Raw genomic sequence first — 17658 nt, 5'->3', positions numbered from 1 at the left:
ATCCTTTGAGCCTTCCCTGCCCACGTCGTGGGCTGCAAGACTCTCATAAGCCATGGATCAGCCGAACGGGGTCAGGGCACCTTAGCTAACTATCGCGCCACCTCTCCACGAGAGCAAGGTTTTCGGGGCACAAATATTTGGCAGCGGCATAAACAATAACCCCGGAGTCATGTCCTCTATCTTTCTGTGTCCCATCTAGATATTCCATAACCCCATCCGCGGATCCCGAAACACCGTCAAAGTTATGGTACTCGTCTTTACTCAAGAAATTGCACACGCCATGCCCCAATTTAAGTAGTGTCGCATCACCGGGCAATCTTGTCACCGCAACACGCTTAACTAGAGACAGATAAGCAGCTTCTGTGTCTGCGTGAGAGCGCGCCAACCCCAAACCGAAAAGTGAAGCGCCAATAAATGAGCCAGATAAAACACAGACGAGCATGGCTCTCATTGCGCTTCTCATGAGGCCGCCTTCCCGGCCCTTACAACTGTCGCATTTGACATTCCCGACCCGATTTTCCTCATCATTAACTACTCCATCTAACAGCCAGGCTACTTTTCATCCCTCAGCCGGACCTCCGGTGTTGCAGGCTGCGAGCCATGGAGTGCCGCCATTTCTCGTCGCGTCTTGGAATGCGACGTCTTCTGTCGGCCCTTCTCCGGTCGTGCGGTCGTTCGCCACTGCGACGCACCCCAGCCCAGCTTTTTCGGCAATCAAGCTACAATAGAGTCCGTTCGGCAATTTAAAATACCCTGTAAGCGAGGCGTCGAGGGCTGCTTTACTTGACGGGTAGTTAAACGCCCTATAGGCCCAAATGTGGTGCTCCGCATCCGCACCCGTAACCGTAATCGCTGCGTAGCAGTTCGGCAGAAAGCATTCGACAGCATTAGCTGGGGGCGCAGCCAGGAGTGACAGGGTCAGGCTGGTGGTGATAACGCCGGTGATGCCCAGAAACTTGATCATGACATCCTCCCCATTTTTCTCATCGCAATCCCTGCCCGCGATCAGGGGCCGTAGGGCACTATCCCAGCCCAAAGCCCCAACTCACCTGAGCATGGAACTTCCGAACATCAGCAAATACCTGCGAATGACCTCAAAGGAGAGGGCTTTGGTCACACATGCCGAAGTTGCGTGTTCTCCGAGTGGTCCAGTGACAGTCTGACCATTGAGAAGAATTACGTGAGGTTGTTGGAATCGAAAGGGATGTACCGCCCGGATAGCTCCGGGGTAAGGCGGCGGCGCTATAAGAACCGGGGGCGCTTGTCGCGGCGGTCTCCACGGAAGGAGGCCATGCAATCTGGCGCAATCGATCAAAAACCGTTGACCTCGGGGCGATTTGGCCAAATCGACTTGGTGTGGCCGGTGAGGCTCAGTCGGATCGCCCGTGAAAAGTACTGGCCCACAGCGTGATAACGAACATAGCGAGGTTTACTGGTAACCCTCCATATTCAATTCTGGTGTATTCCCCAGCGGCGGGTCTACGCTGGCTTGCATTAGATCACTCGATGCCCCGGTGGTGTCGCGTCGTCGCCGAGGCGTACCCGTCGCGCATGGGATCGCAGATCCGGGTGGTTCAGCAGCGCGTCGACGAGCGCAACTGATCCGCCGACACAGCTCCAGTCGTCGTCCCACAGAGTCGAGACCAGCCAGGACCGGTCCGCGGGAAACATCAAGTCAGGTAGGACGTACGGGCTGGCTTGGGTAGCGCTGGCTCGGCGCCAGTTGACAGCTTGGCCTGGGCCGGCTTGCACCAACACGTAGGGCCAGCCCACGTACACGGAAACCGTGGGCGCGCCGGGAAAGACCACGTCGCACCCGCCGCGATCCAGATATCCCAGCCACCATCGCTGATCTGTCGACTGGCTCTTGAGAACCGCGATTAGAGCCCGATCACGCTGCGCCTGATCTGAACCCTTTCCGGGCAGGATCACTGTCGCATAGTCCTCAAATACAGCCGGAATCCCCGCGGTGATCGTCAAGCCGACCGACGTCCCTGTGTTAATCCATGCGACATCGGATGCGGTGCCGACCCGCCAACTACAACCGTCTCGCACAACGTCCCCCACGCGGCCCCAGCGAAGTTGGGTCATGGGGTCTTGGGCAGCTAAGCTAGCGCACCAGTCACAGGGATCGTCGAATTCACTGCCGTAGACGACATATTGGGCCACTGCAGACACCGCGGCTTCCGCCAGTTCAGGCGCCAAGACAGGCTCATCGGCATCGGAATCGAAAGGTTTGAGTTCGCCGACGCTGGCTACGAGCGGGATGCAGTGACTGCCATCGCCGGTGACATCCACAGTGGCCTGGCCGTCGACAAATAACGTGTACATGGCGTGCTCTGGGAAGTCGTAATTGAAACGCAGTACCCACCACTGGCCCGACTGCTGTGCCGCGTACGGGAAGAATTTGTAGCCGGTGCGCTTCCACATAGGCTGCGCTGACGAGTCAATTATCGGACCGTTCGTCTCGCTCATAATGCCCATTGTCCGCCACGCAGCGCCACCATCACTTCTGCTACTTCACCAGTGCGGCTCAGGCTGTTCGTTCGGAGTGCTTGGTGAGCGGACGTGTTCTCGCGGGCTTGGCGGAGTGCGGCCGGATAGGGCGGCCAATTGGTCAATGGCAGGGGCGTGTTTATCGATTGGTTGAGGTGGCGCGAATTCGCCGCTGCGCTGTAGGGCCGCTGAGCGGCTCTCGGCGAAAGCCAGGGCCTCGAGGCACAGATCCTCCTCCAAATGCAACGGTATGCCGGTGGCCACCGCGATGTCCCAGCCGTGGATCAGCAGATCGGCCACACGAAGGGCCAGCCGGCTGCGCAGTTGCGCCGGAATATCGACAGCTGGGTCACCCGCGCCGATCAGCGCTTGCTGCAAGGTTTCTGCTGAGCGACGGTACCTGCCGAGGAGATCACCGGATGTGCTTGCGCTGGTGACAGTTTGAGTACCGACTGGGTCGAGTTGCTGGGCGAACTCGAAGTTCACATCAACGAGGTGCTGGGCGACCCGGGCAACGCTCCATCCGGTGCACGGGGTGGGAGCCATCCACTGGTCGCCGGCGAGGTGCGCGAGGAGGTCATCGACGGCGTGCGCGGCGCGGGCGAGGTGCGCCTGGTCAGCGAAGGGCATTTGTGGATCTTCTCTCGGCAGGCCGACTCAGGTAAGAAACTTAAGACGAAAGTAAGAGAATTCTAAGGTGCGATTCGGCTCCTGCGCAAGTGTGGCGACGGCCAATCGTGCGTGCCCTAGGCAGTAGTGGGCGCCGCGGGAGCGCTGCTCAGCAACCCGCAACAGGGACCTGGAACGTGCAGGGGAGTGTCTGGGGTCCGCGGATGGCTGGGTTGTCTCGCCACGTCGGGTCCCCGCAGAGCGCGGGTTGGCGTGCCAGCAGTTGTTGGAGGGTTATGGCGGTTTGGAGGCGGGCCAATGGCGCTCCCAAGCAGTAGTGGGCCCCATGACCGAAGGTGAGCGGTGCGGGTCCGGGCCGGTCCGTACCCAGTTGATCGGGTTCGTTGAAAACGGCGGGATCACGATTGGCGGCGGCAAGTACGACCTGAGCGGGTTCGCCGGCGCGGATGGTGACGTCACCGAAGACGTGATCCTGGGTGGCGGTACGCGCCACGGCTTGGACGGGGCCGTCAAGGCGCAGCAGCTCGGTGATCAACGAATCGTCGACGGTGGTGATGGCGTCAAGGGGCCGAGTCCCGTCAGAATGAGGGATGAGAAGGCGAATCATTGCCGAGCCCAGCAGGTTTGCGGTGGTTTCGTGACCGGCGATCGCGATGATGATGGCGGTGGTGACGACGTCGTCGAGTTCGAGGTCGGTGTCGGCCGCGATGACGCTGAGCAAGTCATCGCCGGGATGGCGCCGGCGATCGGCGGCCAGGGAAAGAAATTCAGTCAGTAGCGAAGCAACGGCATCGATGCCGTCTTCGATGGCCGCAGGATCAGTGGAGTCGGCGAGCATTCGGGTAATGGCCGGGGACTCCTCGCGGAGCAACCGGGCGGCCGCGATATCTAGTCCCATCCAGGCTGCCGCGACTGCGATCGGTAGCGGCAACGCGATGTCGGCCATGAAGTCGAGCTCGACTCCGGCGGGAATGGAGTCGATCGTGTCCGCAGCGATTGTGGCGATGCCGTCGCGCAGGCCGGCAATGAACTTGCGGGTGAAGAAGTCTCGCACCGCCCCGCGGAGCCGCTGGTGGTCGAAGCCATCTGTGAATAACATGTTGTGGCGCAGGGTGTCTGGATCCGTTGCCCGTAAGGCGCCGGGGGTGTTGGGGTTGGCCAGCGGGTCGCTGGTCCAGCCGGGCCCGGCCAGAATGTGTCGCGCAGGGCGGTAGCCCAGGATCAGCCATGCTGCCGCGGTGTCGTTCCAGACTACGTCGCCTTTTCGACGACACGCCTCATAGAACGGGTAGGGGTTGGCGGGATCCCAGGGCAGGCGCACCGCGGCTTGGGCGTCAGAGGTGGTCATGATGATCCAGCCCGGACGGAAGACCACGCTCGCGCACCCACGCGTGGTGCATCTTGCCTAGCTCAGTGATCGGCTCAGCGACACCGTCGAGGTCGTCCATGATGGCACGGGCCGGCATCGTCGCCTGCAGGCCGACGGCCACACTGCACCAGGCGAGTTGGATCCGATTGATGAAGACCAACCATGGGGGAGGGGTTAAGTGAGCCACCGGGTGGTTGGAGTCGCGGACGTCGAACATCCCGCGGATCGTCCGAGTCGTCGCGTCGGCTGTGAAGGTCACTGGCTCGCGTGTGGTCGTACCGCCGGGTGCGGTGTCGCTAATCCATTGCTGCAGATCCGCGGCGTTCAACGGCGCCTCTGCGGGGAGCATCCCCAGCTGGATCAACAGCTCGCGGAAATCGTCCTTGCGCTCCTCCAGCGAAGCGCGGACTGCGGCGACCCAAAGTTGCCGCTCCTTCTCGGGGATGCTTTGGACGCAACCGAAATCCAGGAAACCCACGCGACCGTCGGCACTGAAGCGGTAGTTACCTGGATGGGGATCAGCATGCACCAGGTTCGCATGGCGGTAGTTGCCGTTGATGAACCGTGTGATCACCTCGGCCCACGTGTCTTTCAGGCCTTGGTCGGCACGTTGCGCTTCTGGGTAATCGATGCCATCCAGATAGGTCATGGTCAGCACGCGGTCGCTGGAAGCTTCGGGAATGACAGCGGGGATACGAATGAACGGATGCCCGCGATAGAGCTCGCCGAACCGGGCGACGCTGGCTGCTTCGTGGCGATAGTCGACCTCCTCGCCAATGCGCGCCGCGGCCTCCCGCGCGAGAGATCGAACGTCTCCCTTGACCCCTGATGCCGCGGTGACAAACCGCAAGAACGTAGCCAGCAACTCGGTATTGGCCAGGTCGTCTCGGATTGCCTGGGCCACACCGGGATACTGGATTTTGACCACAACGTCGCGGCTGTCTGACAACACCGCCCGGTGCACTTGCCCGACCGACGCCGCGGCCATCGGCTCATCAGAGAATTCCGCGAAAAGCCGCACATCAGAGCCCAGTTCCTGATAGAGCATCTTCCGAACGAGCGATGGATGCATCGGAGGTGCTTCAGCCTGCAGCCGGGCCAGGGCCTTCTGATAAGGCCAATATCCCCCGGTGCCCACGGCCCGGGCGTCGACCATCGACAAGATTTGTCCGGCTTTCATCAACACGCCCTTGGAATGGCCCAGCAGTTCGGTGTAACGCTCGGCGGTGCGCTCGTGAAACCGCTCGACCGCACCGTCATCACCGGTGCGTTCTCGCAATCCGGCGATCAACCGCCCGCCGGCGGCGCGGGCAGTGAATCCGGCCAAGGGCATAGCGCGCCGGAGACGCCCGTTCGGCACCGCCTTGTCGCGCTGCGCCATCTGGCCATCCCCTCCGCTTCAACCCGTGTAGTAGACTCTTGCTAAATGTAAGTGATCACTTTGGAGAGGTCAATGACTGCACCGGTGTCGACCCGCGAACGGCTAGTCACCGAAGCGATGCGGCTGTTCAGCGCCAAGGGGTTTGAAGCCACCAGCGTCTCCCAAATCGAATCCGCCGCCGGCTTGGCCGCGGGCTCAGGCGCCCTCTATCGCCACTTCAAGTCCAAGGACGCATTGCTCGACGCCGGAATCGACCGCCAGCTCGACCGGCGCCGCGCCATGCGCGACATCCGCGCACTGTTCGCCGGACTCGGCGACCTGCGCGCCGAACTGACCGTGCTGGGCCGCTACCTGCTCAGTGTGATCGACGAAGAAATCCAACTACTGCAGATCGCCGCCCGCACACCCGCGGGCCAATCTGCCCGCCTCGACACCGCCTACGCCGCCCTCATCGATGGACTCAACGCCGAACTCGCCGACTGGCTCACCACCTGGGCGCCAACACTGACGCCCCAGGATCGCACCGTCCTGGCCGCTCTCGGCGTCAACAGCATCCTCGGGACACGCTTTGCCACAAGCCTGTTCCACCAATCCAATGCAAGCGTCCCCGACGATCACTACCTCGCCGAATGGACAGCAATCTTCGAAACCCGCATTGCCGCACTCCAATAGACGCCCAAAGACCCCCACACTGCATTTTGACGTTGGTCCCAACGGGGGAGTGGTTAAGAGACCAGGCCCAGCGTGTGCCTGCGATGAGAGCTGATTGATCTGATGAACACGGCGAGCGATAGCTAACGTTAAGATCAAATCTGGTACGAAAGTCGTTGACGGCGTTGCTGTTAGCACTTCGAGCGGCCACGTAGACGCACTATCCGTCGACTGGAAATAGACGGCCCTAGTGGCTAATTCGCGCAGGCCGTCAGGTCACATCTCCTGGTGCACAACAGGATAACGAATATGGCGAGGTATGCTGGTAGCGCGCCATATTCGATCCGCGCATACATGACTGCTGGCTGCCAGCGGCGCCCGATCGAGGAGTGGGGGATCGGCGAGTGTCTAGGTGGTGCTGGTGCTGCCCGACCAACGGTCTCACCACCGGTCGATGTGTAGAAGCTGATCGAGTGGTGCGCGCGGACCAGGGCGAAAGTCGGTGCCCACTGTGTAGGCGGTGGGGATGAGCGGCCCTTGGTGGATATCGTCCGGGAGTCCGAGGATCTCTGAGACCTGCTGCTCGTGCCGCAGGTGCAGATCTGTCCACACCGTGCCCAGTCCGCGGGCGCGCGCGGCCAGCATGTAGCTCCACACCGCGGGAAACAGTGAGCCCCACATCGTCGCCGCAGATGCGTCGGGCAGCACCGCGCTGTGTGGGGACGTGATGCAAGCCAACAGCAACACCGGGACACGGTGCAGATTTTGGGCCAGCTATTCGACGCTGCCGGCGACGCGTTGCTGCGTCGAACTGTGCCCGTCGTTGGCGGCAAAGAGGCCCTCGCCGTGGGTTGCCGCCGTGCGGTATTCGTCGAAGCCCGCACGGTAGACATCGGCGATCCGGGCACGCTGTTCAGGATCGGTGATCACGATCCAGTGCCAGCCCTGACGGTTTGACCCTGACGGGGCCTGCAGAGCAATTCGTAGGCAGTCTTTGATCACCACCAGTGGGACCGGCCGGTCGAAGTCCATCCGGCGGCGAACAGCGCGGGTCGTGGTCAGCAGCTCATCCGGGGACAAATTGATGACGACGTCAGACATCGCTCGATCGCCTCAGCTGCACCTGGACTGCGGCAATGAACGGCCGTTATTTCCCCAGGTGGCCTCAGGGAGGGGGCTTTATCGATCTGGCAGTTGGACTGCGGCCCAGAGCGCGCGGATGCATAGGTTGTGCAGCTGTTGGCGCGAGATCGCCGGGTTGTCGATCCAGTGGAGGATGGCGGTTTGTACGTAGCCTAGCCAGGCGGTGACCGCGAGTTGGGTTTCGTCGCTGGTGGGGACTACCGCGTTGAGGCTGGTCAAGATGCGGTCGCGTTGAAGCGTGCTGCGCGCCTGTTGCATTGAGTCCAGTTCTTCCCCGGTGATGCGGGCATGGTGGGCCATGCGGTACGCCGCCGGGGACCTTTCAGCCTCGGCGATGTAGACGTCGAGGCCGGCCCTGATCTGGTCCAGTGGTGAGAGCGCAGGATCGGGGGCGCTCGCGCGCAGCAGGTTGGCGCCCTCTGCCTCGACGACGGCGGCGAAGAATGCGCGCTTGCTGGAGAAGTAGCGATACAGCAGGCCGTGCGACACGCGAGCTCGCTTGGCAACGTCCTCGATGGACACTTTCTCGTAAGGCTGCCGGGCAAATACTTCGGCGCCAATTTCGAGCAGTTGCGCGCGCCGCTGTTCTGTCGTCAGCCGGGTGCGCACCTCGCCGATTGTATTGACTTTGGGTCATTAGCGCGGCATTCTGCCCCTAATGACTTTGATTCATTGAGAATGGAGCCAGGGTTGGACAACATCGACGAGCCCAGGCTTAGCGGGGGTGATCGCGCTGCCGACGAGGCGGCTATCCGCGCGCTGCTTGACCGCCAGATCAGCAGCTGGAATGCTGGCGATCCCGTCGGCTACGCTAGCGCCTATACCCTTGGGGGAGATTGCGTCAGCTTCCTGGGCGGTCATCACCGCGGCCGCGAGGCGATTGCCGCTTCGAGCGAGGTTCCCCGCGCAGGCTCACTGTTCAGACGACTCCTACGATGCGCCCGCCTGCATGTTGAGCTCACCGGTCTGCGATTCATCACACCCGATGTTGCCGTGGTTCACGCCATGTGCAGTGTGACAACGGGGAGCCGGCCTACTCGGCGGAATCGACGAACCAACACCAGTGTCGCCGTGCGCACCGCCGACGGCTGGCTATTGGCTGCCACACAAAACACCACCCAGCGGCCCTTCACGGAAACGCTTATTAGGAGGCTTGTTTCATAGCCGGAAGTTCCAGCGATGGGCGCAATTGTTGCTCCAAGAAGGACCTAGAGGCTGGAAAATTGCCTTCTGCGCGGCGTTTGGTGATGGCGATGCAGACTATCTGACTTCGCCTGCAGCACAGCACCCACGCCGGGGCCGGATGTCGATACGGGGTGATTCATCCTGATGAAAACGGAGTAGTCAACTTGACATAATGTCGCTTATCGGCACAACGGCTACCAGGCAATGAGACCAAGGGCGCTCGCGAACGAGATTCAGATAGACAATCCGTCGCATGTCCTACGATTGCCCCGATGCCGTCCCGCGCCGCGAGCCGTAGCTTGTCCGGCCTTCATGTCATGCGACCACGCGGCTGCGTCCGACTGGGTAAGCCGGCCGAGCGCCGACCATGGAATGCAAGCGCCCGGATCTGACGGTCCGCCGCTGGCGGCCCCGGTCCACGGCCCCCGACCCTCTCCCCAGTTGGATAACCCAATACGTCACGGTGACGAATTGGCATGGCCCGCTGGGCTATTGGCGATTGCATCTATGGACACAATCTGCCGGTGTGAGCTCATGAAGCTCGGCGAAATCCGGGTTGAACCTTCGCCCCGGCCGGACAGCTCAACGGCCCAGACAAGCCCTCGTTGCACCTCCAACGCGATACGTGGCTCGAGTCCGCCGGCGACGCGTACAGTCCCGACCGGACCCAGGCCGCCGCGGAGCGCTAAAGTCGGCACGGTTCCGAGATCAGCTTGTTAGCCAGCCGGCACAACATATTTCGTCACCGTGACGCTTTTCCCGACGAGCGGGGCCCCTACTACGACCGAATCAACGAGTGCCCCATCGGCATCGTGGCCGTCGTGGCCGACGCCACCGTGACATCGCGTATCCGAACGCCCCCCAGCGAGCCAGTTGCTGAGTCAGTCCCGTCGTAGAGCACCCTGGTTCCTGGAACGCGCGCTCAACGTGCTGAAGCCGTCGGCGATCGTTGCAGCCAGCTCCAGGAACGCATGTCGGGTTTGTCGGCTGAGCAGGTCGAAATTGATTTCTGAACCTTCGGCTAGATGGTCGTCGAACGGGATGATGTGCAACGCGCGCACGCGCGGGACGAAGTGGCTGGCCAACAGGTCGACATCCAGCCCCGTGGGTCCGGGCCGCGATGCGCTGAGAACCACGGTCGTCTGCGCCGCCAAATGCCCATAGCCGTTTTGCTCGAGCCAGTCGAGCGTTGCCAACGCGCTGCGCGCCGAGTCGATAGCGGGCGAAGCCACGACCACGATCACATCCGCTTCGTCGAGCACGGCACTCATAGCCGAGTGCACCAGCCCGGTGCCGCAGTCGGTCAAGATGATGTTGTAGAACCTGCGAAGTACGCTTAGCACGCCGCGGTAATCGTTGTCGGAGAAGGCTTCTGAGGTGACCGGATCGCGCTCTGAAGCCAAGAGCTCAAGCCTGCTCGACCCCTGCGAGGTGTGTCGGCGAATATCGGAATAGCGCACGATGTTCTCGTCGAGGAGCACGTCGCGCACGGTTGAGCGCGTCTCGTTGGGCCCACGTTGCGACAGGGTGCCGAAGTCCGGATTGGCATCTACCGCGATCACCCGGTCCCCACGCACGGTGGCCAGAGTGGCACCCAGCCCGATCGCCGTGGTCGTCTTGCCGACCCCGCCTTTCTGGGACAGAACCGCGATGCTGAAGGCCCCCCGCACGGGCTGGTTGATTCGGTCCAGGGTGGCCCGCTGGCGGGCCTGCTCAGCCGATTCACCCGGGTTGATGCCGGTGACCTGATGCAGCTTCTTGCGCCATCCAGCGCGTGGCACCGGGCGGGTCCGGCTGAGCCCCAGTTCGGCGTTGCTGGGCATACGCGCGCGAGGCAGCTCAGGCGGGTTAGCTGACGCAGTGCTGGTAAACGGCGTCGATGCCCGCCCGGTTTGTGGAGCCGGCCAAGGCGGGGTCTGGTCTCCGGCCGAGCGGCCGTTGCCGTCGCGAACGAACTTGTCGGGATGGATCATGGTGACTTTCCGGTCGTTGAGTGAACAGTGAGCAGACCGAGCACTTGCTGCAGTGCCGCTTGCATGTCGGAAAGTTCGATGCGCATCAACGAGGTTTCGTCGAGGTCTTCGATGCTGGCGCCGTGACATTCGGACAGTCGGTATTCGCGTTCGTCCTCGGCGGCCTCGATGACGTTGCGCACGAACCGCGCGTTGCCGACCAGGTCAATGCCGCGCCGAAGTCGGCCAGAGGCGTCGGCGGCCTGACGTTGATGCAGGGCGCGGCAGGCGACAACCAGTTCTTCGTAGGCTTGCGGGGACAACTCGGAGTCGCGCGATCGTGCGATCGCCCGCCCGATGGCTCCCAGCTCGTCGGGACTGTAGGTGCTGAAGCGGATGCGTTTGGTGAACCGCGACGCCAGACCCTCATTGGACGCCAGAAACTGGTCGATTTCATCGTCGTAACCGGCGATGATCACAACCAGCCGGTCGCGGTCGTTTTCCATTCGGGCCAGCAGGGTGTCGACAGCTTCGCGACCGAAGGCGTCACCGCCCGCCAGCCCGGTTTGAATGAGCGAGTAGGCCTCGTCAATGAACAACACACCGTCCATCGCGGAATCGATGGTCGCGGTGGTCTTGATGGCTGTGCTTCCCAGGTGCTGGCCGACGAAATCATGGCGCGCCGCTTCCACGATGGTCGCGGTCTTCAGTAGGCCCAGCCCGCAGTACGTTTGCGCGACGACGCGCGCAACGGTGGTCTTGCCGGTGCCCGGCGGCCCGGTGAACACCAGGTGCAGGCTGCGCGCGGCGGTGCTAAGGCCTTTGTCACCTCGCACTTTCGCCAGCATCGCCGCCGACTTGAGTTTGGCGACTTGCAGTTTGACCTCCGATAAGCCGATCTGCCGATCTAGTTGCTGCTGAGCTTCGCGCAGGTAGTCATGGCCGGGTTCGGTGTTGGCGGAACGGCCGGGGTCGGCGGTGGACGGATCCCACCGGTTGGCCCGCGAGTCGATCTCTTCGCTGGTCGTGACGACGAGCCGGTATTTCGGGTCTGTGAGGGCGGAGGCGTTCGCCTCGAAAGTTGGTTCCTCGCTGTAGATTCGCTCGAAGATGATGCGGGCTTCGTGTTCGTTCCCCATCTCGCGCAGCGTCAATCCCTTGCAGAACTCCGCGGCCCGCCGCGCCGCCGGAATCGGCCCATCGATGGCCTGCTCCAGCCGCCGGATCCCTTCGCCGAACAGACCGAGCTGCGCGCACGCCGAGCCGACCATCAAGTGGGCACCGGCCGCCAGGTACTCATCGGTGAAGGCTGCCGAGTCCTTCAGTGCGGTCAGGACGTCGGGCCAGCGTTGAGTGGTGAAGTGCAGCACGCCGCGGATATAGGCACAGATCGGTTCCGAACCGGGTTCCCCGCCGGGCAGCGCCGCGTGCATCGTTCCCAGCCCGTCGAGCACCCGTTCGGCCTCGTCGTACTCCCGGGAGCTGATCATGCTGGCCGCATAGGCAAGCCATATCTCGGTCAGGGTGCTCAGTGGATAGTCCAGGAACAGACCGGTTTGGAATCGGGCCCGCATGGTGCGCGGTGGCAGTCCCAGCCGGCGCTGTTCACGGCCCAACGAGATGGTGCTGCTCCGGTAAAGGTGATAGATCACTTCGGCGGTAACCTCGCCGGCGACCGCACGTCCTAACCAGGCATCGCACATGTCGGGGTCGCATTCGGTCGCCCGCTTGAAAGCCAGCGCCGCATAGCGCAAGTCGCGTTGGGTCTCGAGGCCCTCGATCGGGATGCCGAGCGAAAGCACGCCCGCATCAAACGCCCGCTGCGCATCGCTGGTGCCACTCATCGGGGCTGTCGTGTCTCCTCACTGCGCGTCGGGCTCATGCGGAGAAGGCTCGCTCTTGCGATCTGTGCAGTCAAACACCAAGTGGTAACTTACTTTTCACGTTCCGTTTAATGACCATGGGAACGTGACCGGCCCCGCCAGTGTACTAAATTCAAGGGGGTACCACGCCACCGCGATGTACGGACAGCGGTGTCGTATCAGTTTCCGGGGGGAGGCTTGAGCGTGGCGCAGCAGCCAGTGCGCTCGCTGAGCGGCACGATATGCGTTCGTACCAATGAACGCGGCCTGCCGGTTGCTCTGCACCTCGACGCGGTCGAACTGAACAAGCCGCCCGAACGACTCGCGGCCGAGATCCTGGCGTTGTGTCGGTTGTCAGCGGCGCGGGCCCAGGTCGCGCGGCGGCGAACATTGGCCGAAATGGGTTTCGGCGCAACGGTGATCCGCGAATTGCACCTGGCCAGCGAAAGTGACCTTGCCCGTGCCGAGCAGGAGACCTTCGGCGATACGGAGACGCCTACGGCCGCACGGCGGAGTTCGCTGTGAGCGGGTTGGCCGAAGCAGTCATGGCGAGGCTCGCAGAGCAGCGTGATTTGGTTGCGGCCGTCGACGAACAGATTAAATCGATGTCGGTGCGGGTGACCAGCCGTGACCATAACGTCAGGGTGCGAGTCGACGGATATGGCGCGATGACCGATCTGTGGCTTGGCCCGAGCGCGCATCGGCTTGGGCCCAGTGTGTTGGCCGCGCTCATCGTCGAAACCGCACGCGTCGCGGAGGCTTTGGTGACCGAGCGGTGCAACTACCTGGCGTCCGAGTTGGGCGCCCGTCTAGCACAGCTGCAGCAACAGAAAGTGTCGGATTGATGGGACTTTCCTTTGTGTTGCACCAGAGTTCAAGTTTGCTGACTACCGGAGCCGTTACCGTTTCGTTATATTGCCCTTTGTCCCCTGCCGCACGTGACCACATCAACCGGGAAAGTACCGACACATGAGTGACGTTTTTTCCGCGGCACCCGCCGGTATGGCGGAATTTTCTGCGGTGTCCCAGGCGGCGTCTGAGATGATTACCGCCGCTGGATCGTCCGATTCCGCGGCGATGCTGTCGGCCGCGGCTGCAGCGCTCGGACCGATCGGCGCGACGTACCTCGCCGCGTACGGGCCCGCGCAGGCAAGGAATTTGGCCGCCACGTTGCTCGTCGGCGCGGTACATGCCGGCGTCGGGGCGGCCACCGACGCGTCCAGGGCCGCCATTGTCGGCGCCGACGGCGGGTAGCCAAGCGCCGATGGTCACGTCTTCGTCGCCAACTGATCCGGCGGGCCGGTTCGGGCCGCAGCTCCTGGACTCCGATACGGCAGCGGTTATCGACGCGCAAGAGCAGAATTTGCAGCAGTACTTGAATTTGCCAGTCGATCAAATTCTCGCGCGCCTGGGTTTCCCCTCCTTTGCTGACCCGACCGGTATTGGTGGGACGACACCGTTTGGCGGGGAACCGACGAGCGTGGCGCCGATGGGCCAACAAGCCCCAGCCGCGCCGATCACCCCGATGGATCCGAGCGCGCTGATCCAACCCGTGACGTCGGCGCTGGGAACTTTGGGCAGCGGCGCTTTTCAGGGCTTGGATCCCACCCAGATGCTGGGCGGAATCACCAACGCCTTTCAGTCGACCGGCGGGCCTCTGCAGCAGGCGCTCGGGTCGCTCGGCGGGATATGGCAAGGCGTTTCGAGCGGCGCTGCCGTCGACAAGACCACCGCCGCGATCGCCAACGGCAAGCAGGTCGCAGCGCAAGCCGATGCGCTGCGCAGCAGCTTGACCACCGCGACGGCCGACGTCGCGCAGGCGCGATCGCGGCTGATCGAGATCATCAGCGAATTTGAATCCACCTTGGCCGCAATCGGACCCAACATCGTTTTCCCTTGGGGGTGGGCGGCCGCTATTGCCGCGGCCAACCATGCGATTACGTCGACAGCCGAGGTGATGACCCAACTTCAGGCTTCGTTGAGCGCCGAGGCCGCCAAGGTGACCGCCGTCGGAGCGCCGGTCACCGTGACGGCTGCCCCGCAAGTCGCTACGGCTGGATCCGCCGGGACAGCCGCAGCGGGAACGGCGGTCGCAGCCGGCTCGGCCGGCTCGGCCGGTAGCGGGACCAGCGGACTGGCGTCGTCATTGATGTCTGCAGCCCCGCAGGCGCTGTCGTACGGGGCCAGCTCGCTGAGCCAGGGTCTGCAATCGGTGATGCAGGCGGGCAACGCGGCACGCGGCCCGGGGAGTCTGGCTGCCGCTCCGCTGACTGACGCCGCGGCCACCGCGATACATGGAAGCGCCAGGGGCGCAGCGGGCGCCGCCGGTCATGTAGCGGGAGGCGCCGGCGGCGCGGCCACTGCGGCGGCGCGGTCGATCCCCACATCGGCGATGGTGCAGCCACCCAGCGGTACCGCTGCCGTCGAGACAGCAGGAGCGCGGCCCGCGTCGGCAGTGGGGGCGCCCGGCGCGGGCGTGATGGGCGGCGGCAGCCCGATGGCGCCCGGTGGGGCGCGACTCGGTGCTGGGAGCAGCCATACCTCACCGTCGTTTTTGCACACCACGGACCAAGGCGGCGAGATCGTCGGGGACCTGGGAACCGCCGCGCCCGCCGTTATCGGACAATCCGACCCCAATGAGCCACCCGACGTGGCATTGCGAATCTAGGGGCCGCGGCCGTCGAACTGTCGAAACTGCCGATGCACTGGGGAGGAGAACGAAGTGAGTGATAATGCAGCCCTGTCGATTCGGCCCTCGGAGGTGGCCGAAGTTAGCAACCAACTCGCGACGCTGGCTGATCGGATCGAGCGGGTGATCGCCGACGAGACGGCCAACCTGACCGTGACCGCATCGGGTCGCGACGAGGTATCCGAGCGTGTCGCAGCCACTCTCAACGATGTATACCGGTCGTTTGCGGCCGCCGCCGGCCAGGGTGCCGGCCAGTTGCACGACGTAGGTGCGACCCTACGCGCGCAGTCGGGCAGCATCGCGACCTTCGATGGGGACGCGATCACCTAGCCGACTTCGCCCGGGGGAATTGGACGCGCTATTCGGGAAAGGGAGGTCCGGGCGTGGGTTTCACGGATGTGGTGTGGCAATCGCGCAGCACAGAGCAGCTTGCCCGCGACCTCACTGACGGCCCAGGACCGGCTCCGGTGGGCGAAGCCGGCGCCGCATGGGAGCGGGTGGCCAGAGAACTGGCCGGTGTGTCAACCGATTTCGACAAGCTGGTCGACCGGCTGCGTGACGCGTGGACCAGCCAGGCCTCTACCGCGGCGGTAGGGCGCTTAGAGGAATTCGGACGGTGGCTGCAAGCACTGGCCCTCAGCGCCGCCACCAACGGCCAGCGCGCCGAAAAAGCCGCCATGGCCACCACCGAAGCTTGGCTGGCGATGCCCAGCGTCCCCGAAGCGCTACAGGCCAAAGCCACGCACGACATGATGGCCTCATTGGCCGCCTACAGCGGTGCGGTACTCACCGGTCGGTTCGCCGAACTCGACGAGGCGGCGACCACAAGCCAGGCCGACGCCGCCGCAGTGATGGCTCACTACGAAGACGCGGTCTCGGATCTGGCCCAACCGTGGGATCAGGCCTCCCCGCCGCAGGTCTCGCGCAACGGCCCGGCACCGGCCGAGCACGCCCAGGATCGGTCGTCCGGGGCCGGCGGGCGCGCTTCGCCAACCACCGTTGCGGCCCCGCCGCTGGCGCCGATGCTGGCCACCGGCATCGCGCCGACCGCCCAGCCAAAGCCTCTACACCAGAACGGGTTTGCTGCAACGGGCGCGGCCGGCACCGGAGGCACCGCGGCAGGCGCCGGCTATGGGCCCATTGCCGCACTGGGAAGAGCCGACCAGAATCGCGAGTACGAGTCGAGTCAGGCGGGCGAGCCACTCGACGGCGCCGGCGAACCCGGTGCGGGCCTGGGCTACTCGGAGCAGCCCTGGTGGCAGGCCGGCGCATCGAACGAGTCGCAGTTGGCCTCCAGCGTCAGCTGGGTGCCCGATACCTCGGTGTTCGACCAACTGGCGGTCCCAGAGGGACCACCACCTGACACGGTGGCCGACGAGCCGGTGACAGCGCGCATGTTCGATGGCGGCGCGTCCACCCCCGTGATTGGCGTTGACCGAGAGCTACGCCTGTGATCGCCTCGCTGCGCGCGCATCTGGAACTCAGCGATGACGAGCTGATGGTGCTGGCCTCGCGTGCGGGCGTTCAGACGTTGCCCGTAGTGCTCGGTGTGCGGCCTCGCCACGGCACCGCATCCGAGTTGGCAGCGGCGACGCAGGCCGCTACCGCCGCACTCATTGACCGGGAACTACTTTTCGATGATGCGGTGGCGGACGAATTGGTCGGCCCGCTGTGGGCGCTGGAACGGCCCGATCGGGAGCTGGCGATGCGCTTGGTCACCCCGGAGGGCACCGCGCGCGTGACAGTGGTGCGTCGGGGGAAGCTGTGGGTATGGGCGCGGCGCGTGGGCAACGTCGTCGCCTTGCATCTGGGTACGGGCAGGCCGGTGCTGACCGAGGCGATCAAGCCACTGCTGCACCACTTGCCCGCCGCTCCCCCAGCCGACGTCGTCGCGTTCGGCGCTCCGCTGCACGCGGTCAGCGACGCCCTGACCGGCACCCATGACCCGGTCCGGTTGGCCGACCAACTGGCCGCGATAGGCGCGCCGGCGCGCACCGCGATGATGTTCGGCTCCGCACTGGGTTCGCGGCTCGCCTTCGCCGAGATCGTCTGTTACGCACTGAGCTTCGAGGCGGACCGGCTGCTGCGCGGTCCTGCCCCCGTTGGCGTCTTCTGCACCAGGCGTGGCCGCATAGTGGCCGCACCCAGTGTCTCACCAAGTGGCCAGTTGTGGACCACGCTCAAGGGTGGTTCCGACAACGCAATCAAGCAGGCGCTCAGCCAGCTTGTCGAAATTTCGGCTGAGAGGTGGGAGGAGGACTGACAGCAGCAGACAAGCGCCGCAGCATTGCCGCAAGACA

At 63.9% G+C, this 17658-nt stretch carries 18 protein-coding genes and 1 pseudogene; 9 read left to right on the top strand and 10 right to left on the bottom strand.

What is annotated here, in order from left to right:
* Positions 1–85 precede the first annotated feature (85 nt).
* The 6 genes from A5713_RS29585 to A5713_RS03275 all read right to left on the bottom strand — a co-directional run bounded on the left by A5713_RS29585 (position 86) and on the right by A5713_RS03275 (position 5876).
* Entirely contained in the window at positions 86–442 is a 357-nt protein-coding gene (locus A5713_RS29585) for a DUF732 domain-containing protein (RefSeq protein WP_369804365.1), read from the bottom strand.
* A gap of 117 nt (positions 443–559) precedes the next feature.
* Positions 560–964, bottom strand: a complete 405-nt coding sequence (locus A5713_RS28080; protein ID WP_156751726.1) for a hypothetical protein — start codon at positions 962–964, stop codon at positions 560–562.
* Positions 965–1494: 530 nt separating this feature from the next.
* On the bottom strand, positions 1495–2475 hold the full coding sequence (locus A5713_RS28630) for a hypothetical protein (RefSeq protein ID WP_197516281.1): 981 nt from the start codon (positions 2473–2475) through the stop codon (positions 1495–1497).
* A 45-nt stretch (positions 2476–2520) separates the two neighbouring features.
* Complete coding sequence (locus A5713_RS03285) at positions 2521–3126, bottom strand: TIGR03086 family metal-binding protein (RefSeq protein ID WP_068092447.1); 606 nt, start codon at positions 3124–3126, stop codon at positions 2521–2523.
* Between the two features lie 148 nt (positions 3127–3274).
* Entirely contained in the window at positions 3275–4474 is a 1200-nt protein-coding gene (locus A5713_RS03280) for a cytochrome P450 (protein WP_068092690.1), read from the bottom strand.
* The gene (locus A5713_RS03275) at positions 4461–5876 is read right to left on the bottom strand and encodes an AarF/ABC1/UbiB kinase family protein (RefSeq protein WP_231980232.1); all 1416 of its coding nucleotides are present in this window, start codon (positions 5874–5876) and stop codon (positions 4461–4463) included. Before A5713_RS03275 ends, A5713_RS03280 begins: the two co-directional genes overlap by 14 nt.
* Before the next feature lie 72 nt (positions 5877–5948).
* On the opposite strand from A5713_RS03275, the gene A5713_RS03270 reads away from it, so the two are divergent.
* On the top strand, positions 5949–6548 hold the full coding sequence (locus A5713_RS03270; RefSeq protein ID WP_067927671.1) for a TetR/AcrR family transcriptional regulator: 600 nt from the start codon (positions 5949–5951) through the stop codon (positions 6546–6548).
* A gap of 420 nt (positions 6549–6968) precedes the next feature.
* Here A5713_RS03270 and A5713_RS03265 read toward each other — a convergent pair.
* Positions 6969–7628 (bottom strand): annotated as a pseudogene (locus A5713_RS03265) (nitroreductase family protein).
* Between the two features lie 78 nt (positions 7629–7706).
* Positions 7707–8279: a TetR/AcrR family transcriptional regulator gene (locus A5713_RS03260; protein WP_156751725.1), complete on the bottom strand. Its 573-nt coding sequence runs from the start codon at positions 8277–8279 to the stop codon at positions 7707–7709.
* 81 nt (positions 8280–8360) lie between these two features.
* Between A5713_RS03260 and A5713_RS27230 the strand changes: the two genes are divergently transcribed.
* The gene (locus A5713_RS27230) at positions 8361–8834 is read left to right on the top strand and encodes an SgcJ/EcaC family oxidoreductase (protein ID WP_231980231.1); all 474 of its coding nucleotides are present in this window, start codon (positions 8361–8363) and stop codon (positions 8832–8834) included.
* A 902-nt stretch (positions 8835–9736) separates the two neighbouring features.
* Here A5713_RS27230 and A5713_RS03250 read toward each other — a convergent pair.
* Together A5713_RS03250 and eccA are read right to left on the bottom strand one after the other, a co-directional pair.
* The gene (locus A5713_RS03250; protein WP_369804361.1) at positions 9737–10828 is read right to left on the bottom strand and encodes a MinD/ParA family protein; all 1092 of its coding nucleotides are present in this window, start codon (positions 10826–10828) and stop codon (positions 9737–9739) included.
* A complete protein-coding gene (gene eccA / locus A5713_RS03245) occupies positions 10825–12651 on the bottom strand; it encodes a type VII secretion AAA-ATPase EccA (RefSeq protein WP_068092439.1) in 1827 nt (608 codons plus the stop codon). Before eccA ends, A5713_RS03250 begins: the two co-directional genes overlap by 4 nt.
* A 222-nt stretch (positions 12652–12873) precedes the next feature.
* Here eccA and A5713_RS03240 point away from each other — a divergent pair, with 222 nt between their 5' ends.
* From A5713_RS03240 to A5713_RS03210, 7 genes are all read left to right on the top strand, one after another.
* Positions 12874–13194 (top strand): hypothetical protein, encoded by a 321-nt coding sequence (locus A5713_RS03240; RefSeq protein WP_231980230.1) that lies wholly within the window; start codon positions 12874–12876, stop codon positions 13192–13194.
* Positions 13191–13514 carry a YbaB/EbfC family nucleoid-associated protein gene (locus tag A5713_RS03235; RefSeq protein WP_067927705.1) on the top strand — a complete coding sequence of 108 codons (324 nt, stop codon included), beginning with the start codon at positions 13191–13193 and terminating at the stop codon, positions 13512–13514. Before A5713_RS03240 ends, A5713_RS03235 begins: the two co-directional genes overlap by 4 nt.
* 196 nt (positions 13515–13710) lie before the next feature.
* Entirely contained in the window at positions 13711–13923 is a 213-nt protein-coding gene (locus tag A5713_RS03230) for a hypothetical protein (RefSeq protein ID WP_231980229.1), read from the top strand.
* A 10-nt stretch (positions 13924–13933) separates the two neighbouring features.
* Entirely contained in the window at positions 13934–15337 is a 1404-nt protein-coding gene (locus A5713_RS03225; RefSeq protein WP_068092428.1) for a hypothetical protein, read from the top strand.
* Between the two features lie 54 nt (positions 15338–15391).
* The gene (locus tag A5713_RS03220; RefSeq protein ID WP_068092427.1) at positions 15392–15688 is read left to right on the top strand and encodes a PE domain-containing protein; all 297 of its coding nucleotides are present in this window, start codon (positions 15392–15394) and stop codon (positions 15686–15688) included.
* Between the two features lie 53 nt (positions 15689–15741).
* Positions 15742–16812 (top strand): PPE domain-containing protein, encoded by a 1071-nt coding sequence (locus A5713_RS03215; protein ID WP_068092426.1) that lies wholly within the window; start codon positions 15742–15744, stop codon positions 16810–16812.
* Positions 16809–17621, top strand: coding sequence for an ESX secretion-associated protein EspG (locus A5713_RS03210; protein WP_068092425.1), 813 nt, complete (start codon positions 16809–16811; stop codon positions 17619–17621). Before A5713_RS03215 ends, A5713_RS03210 begins: the two co-directional genes overlap by 4 nt.
* Positions 17622–17658: the final 37 nt, after the last annotated feature.

This window comes from Mycobacterium sp. E2497 (assembly GCF_001668695.1).
GTDB lineage: Bacteria > Actinomycetota > Actinomycetes > Mycobacteriales > Mycobacteriaceae > Mycobacterium.
This window is presented reverse-complemented; position numbering and strand designations above follow the sequence as displayed.

Bases quoted from the DNA above. Each gene is read 5' to 3' on its own strand.
- A5713_RS29585 (WP_369804365.1), bottom strand. From the start codon at position 442: ATGCTCGTCTGTGTTTTATCTGGCTCATTTATTGGCGCTTCACTTTTC.
- A5713_RS28080 (WP_156751726.1), bottom strand. From the start codon at position 964: ATGATCAAGTTTCTGGGCATCACCGGCGTTATCACCACCAGCCTGACC.
- A5713_RS28630 (WP_197516281.1), bottom strand. From the start codon at position 2,475: ATGAGCGAGACGAACGGTCCGATAATTGACTCGTCAGCGCAGCCTATG.
- A5713_RS03285 (WP_068092447.1), bottom strand. From the start codon at position 3,126: ATGCCCTTCGCTGACCAGGCGCACCTCGCCCGCGCCGCGCACGCCGTC.
- A5713_RS03280 (WP_068092690.1), bottom strand. From the start codon at position 4,474: ATGACCACCTCTGACGCCCAAGCCGCGGTGCGCCTGCCCTGGGATCCC.
- A5713_RS03275 (WP_231980232.1), bottom strand. From the start codon at position 5,876: ATGGCGCAGCGCGACAAGGCGGTGCCGAACGGGCGTCTCCGGCGCGCT.
- A5713_RS03270 (WP_067927671.1), top strand. From the start codon at position 5,949: ATGACTGCACCGGTGTCGACCCGCGAACGGCTAGTCACCGAAGCGATG.
- A5713_RS03250 (WP_369804361.1), bottom strand. From the start codon at position 10,828: ATGATCCATCCCGACAAGTTCGTTCGCGACGGCAACGGCCGCTCGGCC.
- eccA (WP_068092439.1), bottom strand. From the start codon at position 12,651: ATGAGTGGCACCAGCGATGCGCAGCGGGCGTTTGATGCGGGCGTGCTT.
- A5713_RS03230 (WP_231980229.1), top strand. From the start codon at position 13,711: ATGATTACCGCCGCTGGATCGTCCGATTCCGCGGCGATGCTGTCGGCC.
- A5713_RS03225 (WP_068092428.1), top strand. From the start codon at position 13,934: ATGGTCACGTCTTCGTCGCCAACTGATCCGGCGGGCCGGTTCGGGCCG.